Origin of the sequence: Streptomyces sp. NPDC058632 (assembly GCF_042717095.1) — a bacterium.
In the GTDB taxonomy this organism is placed as follows: domain Bacteria; phylum Actinomycetota; class Actinomycetes; order Streptomycetales; family Streptomycetaceae; genus Streptomyces.
Map to the genome: position 1 here is coordinate 46,014 of NZ_JBHXQZ010000045.1, position 17,340 is coordinate 63,353.

Below are 17,340 nucleotides of genomic sequence, written 5' to 3' on the forward strand. Positions count from 1 at the left end.
AACGTGAGCAGCCGCGCCCACGTGGGCGATCGGAGGACTCCGGTGCTCACCCACCTGTCCATGAACACCGAGGCTGTCGCGATCTGGGCACTCCTCGACAGCACGACCCGGATCGCGCATGTGCGATCCGGGAAACTCCTGGCCTCTTACGACGCCCGGCATTTCCAGCCGCCGGAGGGCGCCGAGCCCTCTTTCCTCAACCGTGCCCTCACTGACGCAGGCTTCTTCCTGGAGGAGAACGGGGAGTCCGGCGATTGGGAGCCGTCCGTGACCGCGTTGACGATGCCGGAGCGCGAGTTCGGCCTGACGCTGTCACCCGAGGTGGTCAAGGGCGCCCTTCCGACCGTCAGCCTCCAGCACCTGCGAGGCTGACAGAGAGGGGTTCGCCGAGGACGGCTTTGCGGCATTACCGGGAGGCTGCCCAGGCCGACGGCCGGCGGCCTCGGGCCTCGGCCGGCGGCCGGACGGTGCCCGGCTGCTTCACCGAGCCGGTGGGCGGAACAACCGCACACCTCGTTGTGGAGGGCCCGGAGAAAGGCGTTCTCCACGTGGAGACCGTCGCGGATCACACGGAGTCGCAATGGTGCCGGGTCCACGATGACCGCCTGATCGAACTCCTTGGAGCGCGAGGTGCACGGAGACGTACCGCGGGCCCTTCTACTCCGGGCCTTCCTCGGCGGCCGCCGTGCGGCCGGCCAGGCGTTCGTAACGCTGTCTGGCTGCCTGGGGAGTCCCGAGGCCGAGGCCGAAGGCGATGTCCTGCCAGGTCATCCCGCGGCCTCGGGCCATCTGGAGGAGACCGGTTTCCAGTTCGTCCAGCTCCCCGCGGACCAGGGGCACGAGGCTCAGCGCGGCCGTGACGTCGGCCTGGTCCACCTCCGGTTCACCGTCGTCCAGCTGCGCGGCCCCGCTGAGCAGGAACGACACCAGCCGGACGGCCTCGTGCGGGCCGAGGACCGAGGGGTGGACCTGCCGGCGGCGCTGCTCGTCGGTGGCCGCGTGCCGCTCGGCGACGCGGAAGAGGGACGCGTGGACGCGCTGCGCCCGCGCCTGTTCCGGCTGCGGAGGCATGAAGGGGTCGGAGTTGGGCTCGGGGTGCTGTTCGGGAGTCGACGGCATGGGAGAAGGATGCGACGCCACACATTCACTTGTCAACAGACTGTTTTAAACAATCCGTTTAAATGGCCCGTGCAACTAGGGGTCCCCCGGAGAACTGGGCGCCGGATGTGAGGGGTTGGGCTCCTCTTCGCGCAGGATCCCGGTGGCGTGCGTGATCACCAGGATGGAGTCCGTCCGAAGCGCTGCCCCCTGGGAAGCAGGAGAACCCGTACATGAATGCCCATCGCCCTGTCCGTATCGCCGTTTCCTCCGCGTTGTTGGCCGGGCTGGCTCTCGGCCCCCTTGCCGGAGTGGCCGCCGCCCATCCCCTCGGGACGGCTTCCGCGGCGGCCGCCTCGTCCGTCGGAGTCGCCCCTGACCCCGACGGTCCTGACGTCGGCGCTCTGGAGAAGGCCCTCACCGGACTCCCCGACGGGGACGTCTCGGCCGCTCTCGTCCGGGTCGGCGGCAAGGGGAGTTGGGCGGGGGTCGCCGGGGTGAGGGATCTGCGGACCGGGGCCCCCGCTCTGGAGAACGCGCGGTTCCGGGCCGGGTCGACGACCAAGGTGGTCACCGCCGCGCTGGTGCTTCAGCTGGTCGCGGAGGGACGGGTCGAACTCGACGCGCCTCTCACCCGCTATCTGCCCGGTCTGCTGCCGGCCTCCTTCACCGAGCCGCCGACCGTACGGCACCTGCTCACCTACACCAGCGGCCTGCGGCCCGGGGCGAACCTCGGCTCGACCACCGAGGAGATGTATCCCCACCGGTTCCGGACCCTCAGTGCCGAGCGGGTGGTGGCCACGGCGGTCGCGAAGGGCCCGGCCTTCGCGCCCGGGGAGCGGCAGGTGTACCAGAACATCGACTACACCGTGCTCGGCCTGCTGATCGAGAAGGTGACGGGCGACCGTTACGAACACCGGGCCGACGTACGGATCTTCCGCCCGCTGGGCATGCGGCACACCGGCTTCCCCGCCGGACCGGACCCGCGCGTCCACGGCCCGCACCACCGGGCCTACACGGACATCGGCGGCCGGACCACCGACGTCACGGAGTGGAACATGTCCGACCGCTGGGCGGCCGGCGACATGATCTCCACCACCGCAGACCTGGAGCGGTTCCTGGTGGCCCTGTTCCGGGGCCGGGTGGTGCCGCAGCCGCTCCTGGACCAGATGTTCGTCGTCCCCGACGTCGAGGGCGCGTCCTACGGTATGGCGCTTCAGCGCTTCGTCCACAACGGGACGGAGATCTGGGGCAAGACGGGGTCCCGGCCCGGCTACCACACGGTGCTGGCCGCGACCCGGGACCTGTCCCGGACGGTGGTGTACTCGGTGAACGCCAAGAGCGCCCGGGAGGACGGCTTCCCGCTCGTCGCCCGGTTCGCCCTGCCTGCCTTCAACCGTTAGGACGTGAGGACCGGGAAGGGCACCTCCTCTGCCGAGGGTTGCCCTTCCTGATCACGCCGTCATGCCCCCTCCCTCCGGCCCTCTCACCCGGGCGGGTTCCGCGCCGGGTCACGGTGTGGCCGCTGTATCCGGTCCCGGCGTTCGCGCCGCACCCCGCCCCGGTAGGGTTCGGCTCCGGGAAGGGGAAGGTGAAGGATCCGGATGAGCAGGTATCTCGGCCTTCGAAGGCTCCGCGGGTTCCACGGGTTCGACCGGAGCGTGCTGATCGCGGCCGCCTCGGCGACCGCTCTGTCGCTGACGGCGAGCGGCTGCGTGGTGGTGCACGGTGAGCGGGAGGTGCTTCCGGCCACCACCCGCGCCGAAGCGGCCACGGCACTCCAGGAGTTCACGGCCGCCTACAACAAGGCCGACGAGGCGTACGACAGTTCCCTGGACGCCGACCACACCACCGGTGCGCTCGCCGACATCGACACGGCGCGGCTGACGGCCGGGAAGGCCAACAGTCCGGACGGCAATCCCCGGCACGCGCCGCTGAAGCTGACGGACGCGAAGTTCACCATCCCCAAGAAGGCCGGCTGGCCCCGCTGGTTCCTCGCGGACGCGGCCGGCAACAAGGGCGGCGACTCCCGCTGGCTGCTGGTGTTCACGCGCAGCGGTCTGGACGAGACCTGGGAGGCGGCGTACCTGACGCTGGTCGCCCCGGACGCGATGCCCGGGTTCGCGGTGGACAAGGACGGCTGGGCCGAGGCGGTGCCCGCGAACGCGGCCGATCTGGCCGTACCGCCCGGCGAGTTGAGCGCGGCGTACGCGACGTACCTGAAGAACGGCGAGGACGGCGAGGACGGTGGCGACGCCGTCTTCGCCAAGGGGCCGCACACCAGCGCGTGGCGGGCACTGCGGACGAAGCAGTCGGCCCGGCCGGGTCTGGCCACGCAGTACATCGACGAGCCGATGACGAACGGCGACTACGCGCCGCTGGCACTGCGTACCGAGGACGGCGGGGCGCTGGTCTTCTTCACCACGCGCCACTTCGAGAAGCAGACGGCCGCCGCCGGAACGTCCGTGCCGACGCCGAACAAGGACGTACTGGCGCTGACCACCGGCGAGATACGGCAGAACCTGACGATGGAGTTCGTGTCCAACGAGGTGGCTCTGGACCCGGGCGACGGCGGCGGTGGCGACGGCGAGGTGGAGATCCTGGGGCGGATCCAGGGACTGACGTCGGCGAAGGGCGAGTAGCGCGTCCGCTGCCGTACGGCGGGACCGGACCGTGTTTTCGCGGCGGGTCAGCGGCGCGAGGGCCAGGCCGCGGCGGCCGCCTGGTCGGGGTACTCGCCGGCATGGCGGGCGCAGGCGTCGGTGAGGTATTCCAGCAGGCTCAGCGGGTCGGGCAGTGGATGCTCCGGACCGCGGAGCCAGTGCACCGACCGGTTGTCGTCGCCGGGCAGCCGTGCGGGCGGTACCAGGACGTACGAACCGCGGCAGTGCCAGCGCAGGCCCGGATGCTCGTCCATCGTCTCGGGGTGGCAGTCCAGCTCGCACGGCCACCATTCGTCCTCGTCCTCGGGAGTGCCCCGGGTGAGGGTGAAGAACAGCATGCGGCCGTCGTCGCTCTCCGCGACGGGACCGACCTCGACCCCGGCCTCCAGCAGGCCCTCCCACGCCTCGTGACCGGCTTCGAGGGGCACGTCGAGTACGTCGTGCACCATGCCGGTCGCGGTGATGAAGTTGGCCTGCGGCTGGTGGTGGGCCCAGCGCTCGATCTGGGCGCGGTCGGTGGTGGACTGCGTCTGCCAGGCGAACGAGACGGGGTGCCGGGCGGGAGTGGGACAGCCGACGCGGTCGCAGGAACAGCCGTATCCGGCCGGGTGGGCGGCGGGCGCGAGCGGGAGTCCCGCACCGGCGGCGGCGAGCAGCAGAGCCTCGCGGCCGCCTTCGTCGACGGCCGGTTCCGGGCGGCGTCCGCGCAGCCACCGGGAGAGTTTGCCCTGCCTGCCGGTCCTACCGCCGAACTCCGCGCTCATCTAGCTCCTCGCCTCGCCGTCGTGCTGCACAGCATGCCCTATCGTCCCACCATCCTGCGCCTCAGGGGGGCGGAGCCCATAATCGGCGCAGCCGGGACAAGCGGGGCCCGGACGTGACGAGGGGTGCCCCACGGGGCGAAAGGTATGCCCGCAAGGTGCGCCCACCCTTCGGCGCCGGGCCTGGTCAGCGGGGCGCGATGCCGCCCAGGGCGTAGTCGACGAGGGTGTCGGTGTACTCGTAGGAGATCGGCCCGGTGTACTGCAGCCAGCGCTGGGCGAGTGGTGAGACGAACAGTTCCAGGGCGATGCGCGGGTCGATCTCGGGGCGGACGTCACCCGCCTCCTGCGCGGAGCGCAGCCGGTCGACGTAGAGCTGGAGCGAGGGTTCCAGCAGCTTGGCGACGAACCTCCGGCCGAGTTCCTCGTTGACGACGCCCTCGGCGGCCAGGGCGCGGGAGGGCGCCTCGAACGCCGGGTTGCGCAGCTCGTCGACCGTGGCGCGCAGGACGAGCTTGAGGTCGGCGGCGAGGTCCCCGGTGTCGGGGATGCCCTGGCCCTGCGGCTCCCCTTGCCCGTCAACGGTCCCGTGCTCCTCCGCGGCGGTGCGGGCGGTCTGCTCGCCGAGGTCGAGGAAGGCCTCCAGCAGGACGTCCGCCTTCGACGGCCACCACCGGTAGATCGTCTGCTTGCCGACGCCGGCGCGGGCGGCGATGCCCTCGATCGTGGTCTTCGGGTAGCCGATCTCCACGACCAGGGCGATGGCCGCGTCGTAGATGGAGCGGCGGGAACGCTCGCTGCGGCGGGTGGAGTCGGGGGTTGAGGAGCTGTTCGAGGCCATGGCTCGAATGTAGCAGGTTGACAAGACGGTGCGTCTCGCCTGAGAGTGGTGAGAGCTGAACCGAGACGATACGTATCGTCGCGAGTCGGAAGAATGGAGATCACCATGTCCCGAGGCGGATCCGGAAACATGCTGGGCGTCGGCGGCACCCGACAGCACCTCGGCCGCGAGGCCCTGCGCGGCGGCGGACGCGACGGCCGCGTCGGCGGCGGACGCGACGCCCGGGCCCAGAAGCGCGAACTGCTGCGCAGGCTCCAGGAGCGACGCGAGCAGGAACACCGGCAAGTACAGCACCGGGGAGGAGGCGACGCAGAGCCCGGGAACCGGTCCTGAAGCGGACCTGGGCAGTTTCGTTTGGATCAGTCGGTCATTGGTCCGGGTGTGCCGTTGACAGGTGCGCAGTGGGCGCGGATCGAACCGTCGCTCCCGGACAGGACCCGAGGCGGGATGGTCGCTGGTGGGACCACCGTGAGGTGATCGGCGCGATCGCCTTCAAGTTCCGGACCGGAACGCGGTGGGTCCACCTGCCGGAGGAGTACGGCAGGTGGACCCTCGCATTTGTTCTCACCGCCGGACAGGCCGGCGGCGCACCCGCCTTCACCGACGTCATGGCCCGCCGGCGCGTTCCCCGTCGGCGGGGACGGCCCCGCACCAGGCCGGACGTGGCCCTGGCCGACAGGGCGTACTCGTCCCGGGCGATCCGCGAGCACCTGCGCAAGCGCGGTATCCGCGCGGTGATCCCCGTCCCGGCGGACCGGCGCGGCCACCGGCTGCGTCGCGGCAGCATGGGTGGCAGGCCACCGGCCTTCGACCGCGAGACCTGTGAACAGCGCAATACCGTCGAGCGGTGCATCCGGTCCGCCCGGTGGTCCAAACGAAACTGCCCAGCAGCACACGTCGTCGCCCGGTGACATGATCGCCGTGCGGGCGGTTCAGCGGCTCGGGGAGGGGCTCTGGTCGTAGGCCGGGATCTGCGACTGGATGTTGAAGGTGATCGACCCGGCATCCTGGAACCGCATGGTGATCTTGATGAAATCGCCGCCTCTGACCTGTTGGCGCAGGTCCCGAAGGACGAGGTGGGCCTTGCCGGGTTCCAATTCGACGAGCTTGTTCTCCGGAAGGTTCACCCCGTCGGAAAGCGGCTTGCCGTCGGGCCCGACGATGTCCACGGAGTCGGCCGCCGGTGTGCTCGCACCCACCAGCCTGTCTGCCTCTGCCCCCTTGTTGTAGAGCCAGACGTAAGCGGGAACGTCGTCCCCGGGCTTCCACGGCTCGCCGCGCGGCTCCGCCAAGTGCGCGTACCTGATCATGAGATCGCCGACGCGGGCATTCTGCCCCGGTGCCTCCCAGTCCGGCAGGGAAAAATCGTCACCCCCGCATCCGCCGGCAGTCACGGCCAGCGCGAGGGCCGCGGCCGCCAAGCCGCACCGGCCTCGAAGCGCGGAACGTCGTGCCATGGTCGCTCCTCCTCGTCAGCCCCCACTGGACCAACCATCAGCACCCCGATGATCCAGGGCAACCGCACACGGGCTCATCGGGTGGGAACGGAGCACCGGTCAGTGCTCTCGTGAACAATCGAAGCGGGTGTTCGCGTGGCCCGTGAACAGCACGGGGCGCCCCGGCGGTGATCACGGGTACGAGGCGGGCTTCACCGCGCCGTACCGAGATGAACGTCTTCTGAGACGATCGACGTTCCGGAACTCCCCGAACCGCCCCGTTCGTCCCTCATGTGGGATGAACAAAACGATCAGGCACACCTCGGTCTTCTGCCTGCTCCTGGTGCTCGCCCTGCTGGTGCGGGTCACGTGGGTGCAGGCGTTCCGGGGCCAGGCCCTCGCGGATGACAAGCACAACCGGCGGAACATCATCGCGCAGTACGCGCAGCCGCTCGGTGACATCATCGTGGCCGGTTCGCCGGTCACCGGATCGAAGGAGACCGAGGGAAGCGATCTGGAATACAAGCGGACCTACAGGAACGGCGAGCTCTACGCGGCCGTCACCGGCTACAGGTCTCACGTGTACGGCGCAACGCAGCTGGAGGGCATCCATGAGGACGTCCTCGACGGGACCGACCCCCGGCTGAAGAACCCGGTCGGCATTCTGATCGGCGACCCCGGTGACCCCGGTGACGTCGTGACGACCATCGACCCGCGTGTACAGGAGGCCGCGTACGAGGCGCTGGGCGACAAGAAGGGCGCAGCCGTCGCGATCGATCCGGAAACCGGGCGGATCCTGGGCATGGTCTCCACGCCTTCGTATGATCCGTCGGAGATCAGCGGCCTGCGGGCCGGCGACGCCTGGCGCCGGCTGACCGGTGATGAGGACAAGCCCATGCTCAACCGGGCGCTGCGGCAGCCACTGCCGCCCGGCTCCACGTTCAAACTGGTCGTCGCCGCGGCGGCGCTGGAAGAGGAACTGTTCGGGTCCGTCGACGAGCGGACGGACAGCCCGAACCCCTACACCCTGCCCGGCACGCGGACGGTCCTCACGAACGAGAACGCGTCCGCGCCCTGTGAAGACGCCACGCTGCGCACCGCGCTCAAGTACTCCTGCAACAACGTCTTCGCGAAGCTGGCCGTCGACCTCGGCCAGGACTCGGTGAAGGCGATGGCGGAGAAGTTCGGCTTCAACGCGGAGAAGCTCGACGTGCCGGTGCGGGCGTCCCAAAGCGTGTACCCCTCGGGCATGGACAGGGCGCAGACCGCATTGACCGGCATCGGCCAGTTCGACGTGACGGCCACCCCGCTCCAGATGGCCATGGTCTCGGCGGCGATCGCCAACGGCGGCGAGCTCCCGGCGCCGCACATGGTCTCCGAGGTGACGGACGCGGACGGCGGGACCCTGGAGGACTTCGGGAACGCGGCTGCACAACGCGTCGTGTCGTCGTCCACCGCCGAGCAGTTGCGCAGCGCCATGGTCACCGTCGTCGAGGACGGCACGGGGACGAACGCGCAAATCGGCGGGGCGGAGGTGGGCGGCAAGACGGGCACCGCTCAGCACGGCGTTGACAACAGCAAGACGCCGTACGCGTGGTTCACGTCCTATGCAAAAGGCCGGTCCACCGGCAAGGAGGTGGCGGTCGCGGTCGTCGTCGAGGACTCGGGCGCAGAGCGTTCGGAGGTCAGCGGCAACGGCCTGGCGGCTCCCATCGCCCAGAAGATCATGCAGGCTGCGCTCACCTAGGCGGTTTCGTACGGATCAGCGGGCGGACCGGAGGAGGAGGCCTGCGATGTGGAGTCCGGCGAGGTGGACGGTCGCGGTCTTCTCGTATCGGGTGGCGATGCCGCGCCACTGCTTCAGGCGGTTGACGCACCGCTCGACGGTCCGGGCCGGTGACCGACTGATCCGAACGGAACTTCCTGGCGCCCCCCGTCATCGGCCGGCGGCGGCCAGGCGTCGCCCCAGTCGGTGTCCCGGGCCGCCCGGTACAGGTCGCCGTGGCGTTTGGTGACGGTGGTGCGGCGCAGGGCCGGGTCCGTCTCGCAGAGGTCGAGGAGGACCTGGCCCTTGCGGATCTGGGGCTTGCGGACGACGCGGGCGGGGGCGGGGCTCACCGGGAGGCGGGTGGCGGCGACGTAGCTGAACTTCTCGTCCTCGTAGGCGAGGGAGCCGCCCTTGACCTGGCGGTGCAGCGAGGAGCGGCTGACCCGCGCCGAGAAGTGGCACCAGTCCGTGCCGGGGACGATCGGGCAGGCGGCGCTGTGCGGGCAGGGGGCGGCGACCCGGAAGCCGGCCCGGATCAGCCGGTCGCGGGCCTCGATGACGCGGGCGTAGCCGTCGGGGGTGCCGGGTTCGACGATCACGACGGCCCGGGCGGCCCCGGCGGCGGCGTCGACGAGGGCGGCGCGGTCGGCGTCGGTCAGTTCGTTGAGGACGTAGGAGACGGTGACGAGGTCGGCGGGCTCGAGGGTGAGCGCGGTGCCGATCCGGGAGCGCTGCCAGCGGGTGTCCGCGAGGGCGGGGTGGGCGGCGGCGAGTTCCCGGCCGAGGGCGAGGGCGGGCTCGGCCCAGTCGAGGACGGTCACCGGCCGCTTCCCGTCCCAGGTGGCGCTCGCCGCCCAGACCGCGGCGCCGGTTCCGCCGCCGATGTCGAGGTGGTCGCCGGGCGTCCAGCCGGGCACCGCGTCGGCGAACGCCGTCAGCGCGGACCGTACGGCCTCGAAGGTGGCGGGCATCCGGTACGCGGCGTACGCGGCGACGTCCGCGCGGTCGCGCAGGATGGGTGCCGCGGTCGGGGTGGCGCCCCGGTAGGTGGCGATCAGCCGCTCGACGGCCTGCGCCGCCTGCCGCGGCGGGAGCCCGTCGAGCAGCCCGGCGAGCGCGCTGCGCAGGGTGTCGGCGGGAGAGCCGGGCGAGACGGGAGCGGGGGCGTTCACCTCGTGATTCTACGGCGCGGGCGGACGGCCCCGGCACCGGCCACGACGGTGCCGCCCGCCGCGTCGCACCGCACCCGGCAGCCGCCTGCGCGGTCCGTCGGCCGCCCCGGTCCGGCGGGCGTCGCCCGTCCGCGGTGCCCCTCACTTCCCCCGGACCGCGCGGGCCACGCGCGTGGCCGCCGTCGCGCGGGGGCCGTTGGACGGGGCCGGCGGGCGGCGGGGGTGGACCGTGTTGGCGAGGAGGACGAGGTAGGTGTCGGTGGCGCGGTCCAGGACCAGGGAGGTGCCGGTGAAGCCGGTGTGGCCGGCCGCGCCCCGCCCGGCCAACTCCCCCATGAACCAGGGCTGGTCCACGGCGAAGCCCAGGCCCGGCGGGGCGAGGAGCAGGTCCACGAAGTCGGGGCCGAGGATGCGGGCGGGGCCGTACGAGCCGCCCGCCAGCAGGGTGCGGCAGAAGACCGCCAGGTCGGGGCCGGTGGAGAAGAGACCCGCGTGGCCCGCGACACCGCCGAGCGCCCAGGCGTTCTCGTCGTGCACCTCGCCGCGCAGCATGCCCCGGTCCGCCTTGGCCCAGGGCCGCCGCTGGTCCTCGGTGGCCGCCGCGCCCGGACACGGGCCGAAGTCGGTCGCGGTCATGCCGAGCGGCCGGGTGATGCCGTCGCGGACGAGCGTGTCGAGGGCGCGGCCGGTGAGGCGCTCCAGGACGTGCTGGAGGAGCAGCATGTTCAGGTCGGAGTAGCAGTACGTGCCGGGCACCCCGGTCGGCCGCTCCGCGCGGAGCCGGGCCAGGCGCTCGGCGTCGTCGGCGCAGTCGTACAGCGGGAGGTCGGGGCGCAGCCCGGAGGTGTGGGTGAGCAGCTGACGGACGGTGACGCCGTGCCGTACGGCCGCCGGGAAGTCCGGCAGGTACGCGCCCACGCGGGCGTCGATGCCCAGGGTGCCGCGCTCGATCTGCTGCACGGCGGCCACCGAGGTGAACAGTTTGGTCAGGGACGCCAGGTCGAAGGGGGTGTCCACGGCCATCGGCACGCGGTCACCGGGCGGCAGTTCCACCGCGGCCCCGGTCCGCTCGTCGTACGCCGCGTACCGTACGGCCCAGCCCGCCGCCTCCCGCACGGCGAGCACCGGGCCGCGGCCGGCGACCACGACGGCGCCCGCGGCCCAGGGGTGTTCCCCGGCGGTGCGGGCGCGGACCTCCCGGACGAGGGCGGCGAGTTCGCGGGGGTCGAGCCCGGCCCGTTCCGGGGTGCCGTGGCGCAGTCTCGGTGCGCTCAGCTGCCCGCCCCCGCTCTCTCGGTGCCACTGGTTCCGTTGGTTCCGTCGGCTGTACTGCTTCCGCCGGGTCCGCCGGCCGCGCGGGGACGCAGGGTGATTCCGTCGTCCGTGGCCGTGCGCCCGCGCCAGGGGCGGCACATTCCCATGAAGCAGGCCAGGGCCACCAGGGCTGCGGTCAGTTGGACGACGCCCATCGGAACGGCGGTGTCCTCGCCCGCGATCCCGACCAGCGGGGAGGCGATGGCGCCGATGAGGAAGGACGACGTGCCGAGCAGGGCGGACGCGGAGCCCGCGGAGTGCCTGACGCGCATCAGGGCGAGCGCCTGGGTGTTGGGCATGGTGATGCCCATGGCGGACATCAGCACGAACAGCGCGACGGCCATCGGCGCCAGCCCGACGTCCCCGAACACGCCCAGCGCCATCAGCAGCACCGCGGTCGAGGCGGTCACGACGACGACGAGCCCGAGGCCGAGCACCCGGTCCAGCCGGACCCTGCCGACCAGCACCTTGCCGTTGATCTGGCCCATGATCATCAGGCCCACCGAGTTGATCCCGAACAGCAGGCTGAACGTCTGCGGGGAGGCGCCGTAGATCTCCTGGACGACGAACGGGGAGGCGGCGACGTAGGCGAAGAGGCAGGCGAAGGCGAAGCCGCCGGTGAGGACGTAGCCGCTGAAGGCCCGGTCGGCGAGCAGCCGGCGCATCGAGCCCAGCGCCTCGCCGACCCCGCCGCGGTGACGGTCGGCGGGCTGCAGCGTCTCCGGCAGCTTCGCCCACACCACGGCCGCCATCAGGACGCCGAGGGCGGTGAGGACGACGAAGACGCCCCGCCAGTCCGTCACCCGCAGCACCTGCCCGCCGATCAGCGGGGCGACGATCGGGGCGACGCCGGAGACCAGCATGAGGGTGGAGAAGAAGCGGGCCATGGCCACGCCGTCGTACAGGTCACGGGCCACCGCCCGCGCGATGACGATGCCGGCCGCGCCCGACAGTCCCTGGGCCAGCCGGAAGGCGATGAGCAGTTCCACATTGGGCGCGATGGCGCACAGCGCGGTGGCGACGATGTAGGCGGCGAGACCGACGAGCAGCGGCCGGCGGCGCCCCCACCGGTCACTCATCGGCCCCACCACCAGCTGCCCGAGCGCCATACCGGCCAGGCAGGCGGTGAGGGTGAGCTGGACGGTGGACGCGGTCGACCCCAGCGCCCGGGCGACCTCGGGGAGCGCGGGGAGGTACATGTCCATCGCCAGGGGGGCGGTGGCGGTCATGCTGCCCAGGATGAGCGTGACCAGGAGAGTCGCCCGGGTCGCCCCGGTCACCCGTACCGGTGCCCCCTGATTCCCGCCGCGGCTCCTCTTGCCCGCGGTGGCTGTCGAAGTGGCCGTGCCCGGCGCCGTACTCGATGTCGTGGTGGATGTGGACGCCCCGCCCTCGGGCATGTGGCCCCTCCCTCTTTGGTTCATGGGCTCCCTATGCTCTCAGCCCGTACAGGGTGCTCGCCGGGAGCGGCGGTCCCGGGTGAAGATGTTCGCGAGGATGTCATGGGAGCGCTTCCACGGAAGAGCGACCGGGACCACGAACGACGAACGAACCATGCATCACGAACGAGCAAGGGCGGAACGGATGACAGGGCAGAACGTGCGCTGGGGAATTCTGGCGACGGGCGGCATGGCCGCGACGTTCACGGCGGATCTGGTGGACCTGCCGGACGCGGAGGTCGTGGCGGTGGCCTCGCGGTCGCTGGAGCCGGCGAAGGCGTTCGCCGAGCGGTTCGGGATACCGCGGGCGTACGGCGACTGGGAGTCACTCGCGCGGGACGAGGAGGTGGACATCGTCTACGTCGCCACCCCGCACTCGGCGCACCGGGCCGCGGCCGGGCTGTGCCTGGAGGCCGGGCGGAACGTGCTGTGCGAGAAGCCGTTCACCCTCAACGCGCGCGAGGCGACGGAACTGGTCGGCCTGGCACGCGACCGGGGGCTCTTCCTGATGGAGGCCATGTGGATGTACTGCCATCCCATGGTGCGGCGGCTGAAGGCGCTGATCGACGACGGCGCGATCGGTGAAGTACGCACGGTGCAGGCCGACTTCGGGCTGGCGGCGAACGTCCCCGCGTCGCACCGGCTGCGGGACCCGGCGCTGGGCGGCGGCGCGCTCCTGGACCTCGGCGTGTATCCGGTGTCGTTCACGCAGTTGCTGCTCGGGGAGCCGTCGGACGTCGTGGCGAAGGCCACACTCTCGGAGGAGAGGGTCGACCTCCAGACGGGCGCGCTGCTCTCCTGGGAGAGCGGGGCCGTCGCGTCGGTGCACTGCTCCATCGTCGGCGGTACCGCGACCTCCGCGTCGGTCACCGGCTCCGAGGGCCGGATCGACATCCCGTACGGCTTCTTCTTCCCGGACCGGTTCGTGCTGCACCGGGAGGGACGGGACGCGGAGGAGTTCACCGCGGACCCGGCGGACGGGGCCCGCAACACCCTCAAGCACGAGGCGGCCGAGGCGATGCGCGCCCTGCGGGCCGGCGGGACCGAGTCCCCGCTCGTCCCGCTGGACGGCACGCTCGCGGTGATGCGGACACTCGACGCGATCCGGGACCGCATCGGCGTCCGCTATCCCGGGGAAGCCGGCTGAGCCGATCCGGAGCCCAGCCCTCCGGATTTCACAAGCTGCACAAACGGAATGCGACGATCCGTAGCGTTGCGGCCGGTGACGGCCATATGCTCAACCCTCCTGCACCAAAGCTTCACATGTGAGGCCGAGGGTTTACACGGACTCCGCAGACCACATCCAGGGGGAGGAAGCGGCAGTCGTTCCACCGCACCGGCAGGGGGCGGACCCGCGTGGGAGCGCGGGGTACGCGCCGGTGGGTGGAACGGCTGCCGCGTCAGGCTGTAGCGCGGCCGCTCCACGGCGCCGGCCGCACCACCCGAACGGCGGACGGCCGCAGGCAGGGCCGGACGCCGGGGTGCGACGGTGGTCACGTCACAAGACTGCGACTGCGACTGCCACGGGGACTGCTCCGGGACCGGGAGACGACGTGACCTGTTACGACCGACGTGATCTGGGCCTGCTGCTGCTCCGGCTGGGGACGGGCGGTGCCCTGGCGGCACACGGCACGCAGAAGCTGTTCGGCTGGTTCGGCGGGGGCGGGATCGAGGGCACCGGCCAGTTCATGGAGACCATCGGCTACGCACCGGGCAAGGTCAGCGCGACGACGGCCGGCCTCGCGGAGGCGGGCGGCGGCGCGCTGCTCGCGCTCGGCCTCGCCACTCCGGCGGCGGGTGCGGCGGCGGCCGGGGCGATGGCGGGCGCGGCCGCCGTGCACGCGCCCAACGGCTTCTTCAACCAGGAGGGCGGCTACGAACATGCCGCGATCCTGGGTCTGACGGCGGCCGGCCTCGCCGTCACCGGGCCGGGCCGGCTCTCCCTGGACCACGCCCTCGGCCACTCGGCCGACCGGGACTGGATGGTCGTCGCGGCCTTCGCCGCGACCGCGGCGGTCACGGCGGTGGTCGTGGGCGCGCGCAGCCGACGCCTGCGCAGGGCGCGGGAGGGCGAGCAGGAGGTTCTGTTCGACTGACGGCCGACGTGCCCACCGTGGTCGGACGTCACCCGGCGGGGCGGGTGTTGTCGGTGCCCTGTGCCAAGGTCTGCCGTATGAGCGACCCGAATCCGAGCCCCGTCCCGAGCCCCGTCCCGAGCCCGCCCGTGTCCCCCTCCTTCCCCTTCTCCCCCTCCCCGTCCCCTGCCCCGTCCCCTGCCCCGTCCTCGCCGTCGGACGGTCTCTGGGATCGCGTCGACGGCCTGCACGCCTGGCTGGACGCCCACCGCGCGGCCGACGGCCGGGAGGCGCTGCTGCTGCGGGTGCTGAAGCTGTCCGAGGAGGTCGGCGAGGTCGCCGAGGCGGTGATCGGCGCGACCGGGCAGAACCCGCGCAAGGGCGTCACGCACTCCTGGGACGACGTCGGTTCGGAACTGTGCGACGTCGCCCTCACGGCTCTGGTGGCCCTGCGTTCCCTCACTCCCGACGCCGGTGAGGTGTTCACCCGGCACGTGGCGCGGGTCGCCGCCCGCTCGTTCGGCGGGGACGTCCCCGCCGCTGGTCAGGAGCGCCGGGCTGCGCCGCCCTCCAGGTAGTGGAGGACGGCGGCGACCCTGCGGTCGGTGCGGTCGGTGGGGGCCAGGTCGAGCTTGGCGAAGATGCTGCGGATGTGCTTGTGGACGGCGCCGTCGGAGACGACGAGCCGTTCGGCGACGGCCGCGTTGCCGAGTCCTTCGGCCATCAGGGCCAGGACCTCGCGTTCCCGGGGGGTGAGCCGTTGCAGCCGCTCGTCGGGGCGGCTGCGGGTGAGGAGTTGGGCGACCACCTCGGGGTCGATGGCGGTGCCGCCCTCCGCCACCCGGTGCAGGGCGCCGAGGAACTCCTCGACCCGGCCGACGCGTTCCTTCAGCAGATAGCCGAGCCGGGCGCTGCCCTGGACCAGGAGGCTGGTGGCGAAGGCCTGCTCGACGTAGGCGGACAGGACCAGGACGGCCAGGTCGGGGCGGCGGCGCCGGGCCTCCACGGCGGCGACGATGCCCTCGTCGGTGTGGGTGGGCGGCATCCGGACGTCGACGATGGCGACGTCCGGCCGTTCGGCGTCCACGGCCTCGAGGAAGGCGTCGGGGTCCCCCGCCGTGGCCACGACGTCCAGGGACTCCGCGCGCAGCAGCAGCGCGAGCCCTTCGCGCAGCAGGGCGTCGTCCTCGGCGATCACAATCCGCATGGCAGGGTCACTTCCAGGGTGGTGGGGCCGCCGGCGGGGCTGGCCAGCTCCATGGTTCCGTCGTGTGCTTCGGTGCGCCGCCGGATGCCGGTGAGGCCGGATCCGCCGGTCTCCTGCGCGCCGCCGCGGCCGTCGTCGTGGATCGTGAGGCGGAGCCGGTCGTCGCGGCGCCGGACGGTGACGGTGGCCCGGCTCGCGCCGCTGTGCTTGGCGATGTTGGTGAGGGCCTCGGCGACCACGAAGTACGCGGTCGCCTCCACCGACGCGGCGCACCGGCCGGGCACGTCCGCGTCGATGGCGCAGGGGACGGGGCAGTCGGCGGCGAGCGCGGTGAGCGCGTCGGGCAGGCTGCGGTCGGCCAGGACCGGCGGGAGGATGCTGCGCACCACCGCGCGGAGTTCGGCGAGCGCCTGCTCGGCGGCGTCCTGGGCGCGGTCGAGGGCGGCCTCGGCGTCGGCGGGGTGACGGGTCAGGGCCCGGCGGGCGGCGCCGATCAGGACGGTGACGGCGACCAGACGGTTCTGTGTGCCGTCGTGCAACGAGCGCTCGATACGCCGCAGTTCGACGGCGTGGGCGTCGAGGGCCGCGGCGCGGGTGGCGGTGAGTTCGGCGACCCGCAGGACGAGGTCGGTGCCGTCGTCGGGACGCAGCAGCCGGCGGCCGGGTCGCGCCTGGAGCCGGGCGAGGGCGGGCATCCACAGCAGGATGACGGCGAGCCACAGGACGCCGATCAGCAGGACGAAGAAGGCGCCGGGCCAGTCGCGTACGGTCCACCAGCCCGCGGCGGCGGTGGCCGCGCTCTCCGGTACGAGGTGCCACCACAGCGGGAAGCTGATGTCGCGGGCCGCGTTCAGCGGCAGCGTCAGCCCGACCGCGCCGAGGAACATGCCGAGGACGCCGTGCGTGGCCACCCAGCACACCTCGCGCCGGACCGTGCGGTCGGTGACGGCGGCGCGCAGCCCGGACGGGAGCGGCGCCGGGCCGATGATCTCCGGGCCCCAGCGGGACAGCCGGGCCCGCTCCCGGTCGGCGACGGCGCGCACCGCGTGCAGCGCGGAGGGCAGCAGCACCAGGCCCACCCCGACGAGGCAGGCGGCGGCGGTCACGGCCAGCCACAGCAGGACGACCAGGGCGAGGATGCCGGTGCCGAATCCGCTGACCAGGTGTTCGAGGGCGTCCAGGGCGAAGCGGGCGCGGGCGGAGACGGAGGTGGACAACGACGTGGGGGCGGGCGCCGGACGCGCCGGGGCGCCGGCCGTCTTCGTCGACCGGTCGTGCGTCCCCATGTGTACCGCCTGCCCTTGCCCTGCCCTGCCCTGCGCACAGCTTCCAGGGCAGTGAGGATAGAGGGCGCGGGCGGTCCCGTGCGCACCGCTCCGGCGGTTGGACGCGAGGGCGTCGCTACCGGTGCGCGGGGACACAGTGCTGCGCGGCGGTACGGAACCCGTGATCGGGCCCCGTCGCACCGACCCCGGCCGGCGTGCGGCTGCTGGAGCATGCCGGCCCGCTGCTGCTGCGGCTCGATGCCGCCCGGGCCGACGTGCTGCGGCTGGCCGCCGCCCCGCC

The 17,340-nt window shown here is 72.5% G+C and carries 17 protein-coding genes and 2 pseudogenes; 9 read left to right on the forward strand and 10 right to left on the reverse strand.

Annotated elements, in window-relative coordinates; translation table 11 throughout:
• Positions 1 to 60: 60 nt before the first annotated feature.
• On the forward strand, positions 61 to 372 hold the full coding sequence (locus ACFWVE_RS18750; RefSeq protein WP_384015185.1) for a hypothetical protein: 312 nt from the start codon (positions 61 to 63) through the stop codon (positions 370 to 372).
• Positions 373 to 657: 285 nt separating this feature from the next.
• Here the strand turns inward: ACFWVE_RS18750 and ACFWVE_RS18755 are convergent, their stop codons facing one another.
• On the reverse strand, positions 658 to 1,119 hold the full coding sequence (locus tag ACFWVE_RS18755; protein ID WP_384015189.1) for a DNA-binding protein: 462 nt from the start codon (positions 1,117 to 1,119) through the stop codon (positions 658 to 660).
• Between the two features lie 212 nt (positions 1,120 to 1,331).
• Here ACFWVE_RS18755 and ACFWVE_RS18760 point away from each other — a divergent pair, with 212 nt between their 5' ends.
• A complete protein-coding gene (locus ACFWVE_RS18760; protein WP_384015192.1) occupies positions 1,332 to 2,501 on the forward strand; it encodes a serine hydrolase domain-containing protein in 1,170 nt (389 codons plus the stop codon).
• A gap of 201 nt (positions 2,502 to 2,702) precedes the next feature.
• Complete coding sequence (locus ACFWVE_RS18765; RefSeq protein ID WP_384015195.1) at positions 2,703 to 3,740, forward strand: hypothetical protein; 1,038 nt, start codon at positions 2,703 to 2,705, stop codon at positions 3,738 to 3,740.
• Between the two features lie 47 nt (positions 3,741 to 3,787).
• On the opposite strand, the gene ACFWVE_RS18770 is transcribed toward ACFWVE_RS18765, so the two are convergent.
• Positions 3,788 to 4,525, reverse strand: a complete 738-nt coding sequence (locus ACFWVE_RS18770; RefSeq protein WP_384015198.1) for a bifunctional DNA primase/polymerase — start codon at positions 4,523 to 4,525, stop codon at positions 3,788 to 3,790.
• A 184-nt stretch (positions 4,526 to 4,709) separates the two neighbouring features.
• On the reverse strand, positions 4,710 to 5,363 hold the full coding sequence (locus ACFWVE_RS18775) for a TetR/AcrR family transcriptional regulator (protein WP_384015201.1): 654 nt from the start codon (positions 5,361 to 5,363) through the stop codon (positions 4,710 to 4,712).
• A 105-nt stretch (positions 5,364 to 5,468) separates the two neighbouring features.
• Here ACFWVE_RS18775 and ACFWVE_RS18780 point away from each other — a divergent pair, with 105 nt between their 5' ends.
• A complete protein-coding gene (locus ACFWVE_RS18780) occupies positions 5,469 to 5,696 on the forward strand; it encodes a DUF6243 family protein (protein WP_384015204.1) in 228 nt (75 codons plus the stop codon).
• Between the two features lie 36 nt (positions 5,697 to 5,732).
• Positions 5,733 to 6,232, forward strand: a pseudogene (locus tag ACFWVE_RS18785) (transposase); the annotation flags it as partial.
• Between the two features lie 63 nt (positions 6,233 to 6,295).
• On the opposite strand, the gene ACFWVE_RS18790 reads toward ACFWVE_RS18785, so the two are convergent.
• Positions 6,296 to 6,820, reverse strand: a complete 525-nt coding sequence (locus ACFWVE_RS18790; RefSeq protein ID WP_384015208.1) for a copper chaperone PCu(A)C — start codon at positions 6,818 to 6,820, stop codon at positions 6,296 to 6,298.
• 277 nt (positions 6,821 to 7,097) lie between these two features.
• On the opposite strand from ACFWVE_RS18790, the gene ACFWVE_RS18795 reads away from it, so the two are divergent.
• Positions 7,098 to 8,546, forward strand: coding sequence for a peptidoglycan D,D-transpeptidase FtsI family protein (locus tag ACFWVE_RS18795; RefSeq protein ID WP_384015211.1), 1,449 nt, complete (start codon positions 7,098 to 7,100; stop codon positions 8,544 to 8,546).
• Positions 8,547 to 8,561: 15 nt separating this feature from the next.
• Here ACFWVE_RS18795 and ACFWVE_RS18800 read toward each other — a convergent pair.
• The 4 genes and pseudogenes from ACFWVE_RS18800 to ACFWVE_RS18815 all read right to left on the reverse strand — a co-directional run.
• Positions 8,562 to 8,687, reverse strand: a pseudogene (locus ACFWVE_RS18800) (IS5/IS1182 family transposase); the annotation flags it as partial.
• Complete coding sequence (locus tag ACFWVE_RS18805; RefSeq protein ID WP_384015214.1) at positions 8,660 to 9,739, reverse strand: small ribosomal subunit Rsm22 family protein; 1,080 nt, start codon at positions 9,737 to 9,739, stop codon at positions 8,660 to 8,662. The pseudogene ACFWVE_RS18800 and the gene ACFWVE_RS18805, both read right to left, overlap by 28 nt.
• Positions 9,740 to 9,880: 141 nt before the next feature.
• Positions 9,881 to 10,999 carry a serine hydrolase domain-containing protein gene (locus ACFWVE_RS18810; protein WP_384015235.1) on the reverse strand — a complete coding sequence of 373 codons (1,119 nt, stop codon included), beginning with the start codon at positions 10,997 to 10,999 and terminating at the stop codon, positions 9,881 to 9,883.
• An 11-nt stretch (positions 11,000 to 11,010) separates the two neighbouring features.
• Entirely contained in the window at positions 11,011 to 12,453 is a 1,443-nt protein-coding gene (locus ACFWVE_RS18815; protein ID WP_384015217.1) for a multidrug effflux MFS transporter, read from the reverse strand.
• Between the two features lie 184 nt (positions 12,454 to 12,637).
• Here ACFWVE_RS18815 and ACFWVE_RS18820 point away from each other — a divergent pair, with 184 nt between their 5' ends.
• From ACFWVE_RS18820 to ACFWVE_RS18830, 3 genes are all read left to right on the forward strand, one after another.
• Positions 12,638 to 13,639: a Gfo/Idh/MocA family protein gene (locus tag ACFWVE_RS18820; protein ID WP_384015220.1), complete on the forward strand. Its 1,002-nt coding sequence runs from the start codon at positions 12,638 to 12,640 to the stop codon at positions 13,637 to 13,639.
• A 406-nt stretch (positions 13,640 to 14,045) separates the two neighbouring features.
• Positions 14,046 to 14,588 (forward strand): DoxX family protein, encoded by a 543-nt coding sequence (locus ACFWVE_RS18825; protein WP_384015223.1) that lies wholly within the window; start codon positions 14,046 to 14,048, stop codon positions 14,586 to 14,588.
• Positions 14,589 to 14,716: 128 nt separating this feature from the next.
• Complete coding sequence (locus ACFWVE_RS18830; protein ID WP_384015238.1) at positions 14,717 to 15,145, forward strand: MazG-like family protein; 429 nt, start codon at positions 14,717 to 14,719, stop codon at positions 15,143 to 15,145.
• On the opposite strand, the gene ACFWVE_RS18835 is transcribed toward ACFWVE_RS18830, so the two are convergent.
• Together ACFWVE_RS18835 and ACFWVE_RS18840 are read right to left on the reverse strand one after the other, a co-directional pair.
• Positions 15,112 to 15,774, reverse strand: a complete 663-nt coding sequence (locus tag ACFWVE_RS18835; RefSeq protein WP_384015226.1) for a response regulator — start codon at positions 15,772 to 15,774, stop codon at positions 15,112 to 15,114. The genes ACFWVE_RS18830 and ACFWVE_RS18835 overlap by 34 nt on opposite strands.
• Positions 15,762 to 17,060, reverse strand: a complete 1,299-nt coding sequence (locus ACFWVE_RS18840) for a sensor histidine kinase (protein ID WP_384015229.1) — start codon at positions 17,058 to 17,060, stop codon at positions 15,762 to 15,764. The genes ACFWVE_RS18835 and ACFWVE_RS18840 overlap by 13 nt, the downstream gene beginning before the upstream one ends.
• Positions 17,061 to 17,340 lie beyond the last annotated feature (280 nt).

Excerpts from the sequence above, each read along its gene's own strand:
- ACFWVE_RS18790 (WP_384015208.1), bottom strand. The coding sequence starts at position 6,820 with ATGGCACGACGTTCCGCGCTTCGAGGCCGGTGCGGCTTGGCGGCCGCG.
- ACFWVE_RS18820 (WP_384015220.1), top strand. The coding sequence starts at position 12,638 with ATGACAGGGCAGAACGTGCGCTGGGGAATTCTGGCGACGGGCGGCATG.
- ACFWVE_RS18835 (WP_384015226.1), bottom strand. The coding sequence starts at position 15,774 with ATGCGGATTGTGATCGCCGAGGACGACGCCCTGCTGCGCGAAGGGCTC.
- ACFWVE_RS18750 (WP_384015185.1), top strand. The coding sequence starts at position 61 with ATGAACACCGAGGCTGTCGCGATCTGGGCACTCCTCGACAGCACGACC.
- ACFWVE_RS18765 (WP_384015195.1), top strand. The coding sequence starts at position 2,703 with ATGAGCAGGTATCTCGGCCTTCGAAGGCTCCGCGGGTTCCACGGGTTC.
- ACFWVE_RS18770 (WP_384015198.1), bottom strand. The coding sequence starts at position 4,525 with ATGAGCGCGGAGTTCGGCGGTAGGACCGGCAGGCAGGGCAAACTCTCC.
- ACFWVE_RS18775 (WP_384015201.1), bottom strand. The coding sequence starts at position 5,363 with ATGGCCTCGAACAGCTCCTCAACCCCCGACTCCACCCGCCGCAGCGAG.
- ACFWVE_RS18840 (WP_384015229.1), bottom strand. The coding sequence starts at position 17,060 with ATGGGGACGCACGACCGGTCGACGAAGACGGCCGGCGCCCCGGCGCGT.
- ACFWVE_RS18780 (WP_384015204.1), top strand. The coding sequence starts at position 5,469 with ATGTCCCGAGGCGGATCCGGAAACATGCTGGGCGTCGGCGGCACCCGA.
- ACFWVE_RS18815 (WP_384015217.1), bottom strand. The coding sequence starts at position 12,453 with ATGCCCGAGGGCGGGGCGTCCACATCCACCACGACATCGAGTACGGCG.
- ACFWVE_RS18795 (WP_384015211.1), top strand. The coding sequence starts at position 7,098 with ATGAACAAAACGATCAGGCACACCTCGGTCTTCTGCCTGCTCCTGGTG.
- ACFWVE_RS18760 (WP_384015192.1), top strand. The coding sequence starts at position 1,332 with ATGAATGCCCATCGCCCTGTCCGTATCGCCGTTTCCTCCGCGTTGTTG.
- ACFWVE_RS18755 (WP_384015189.1), bottom strand. The coding sequence starts at position 1,119 with ATGCCGTCGACTCCCGAACAGCACCCCGAGCCCAACTCCGACCCCTTC.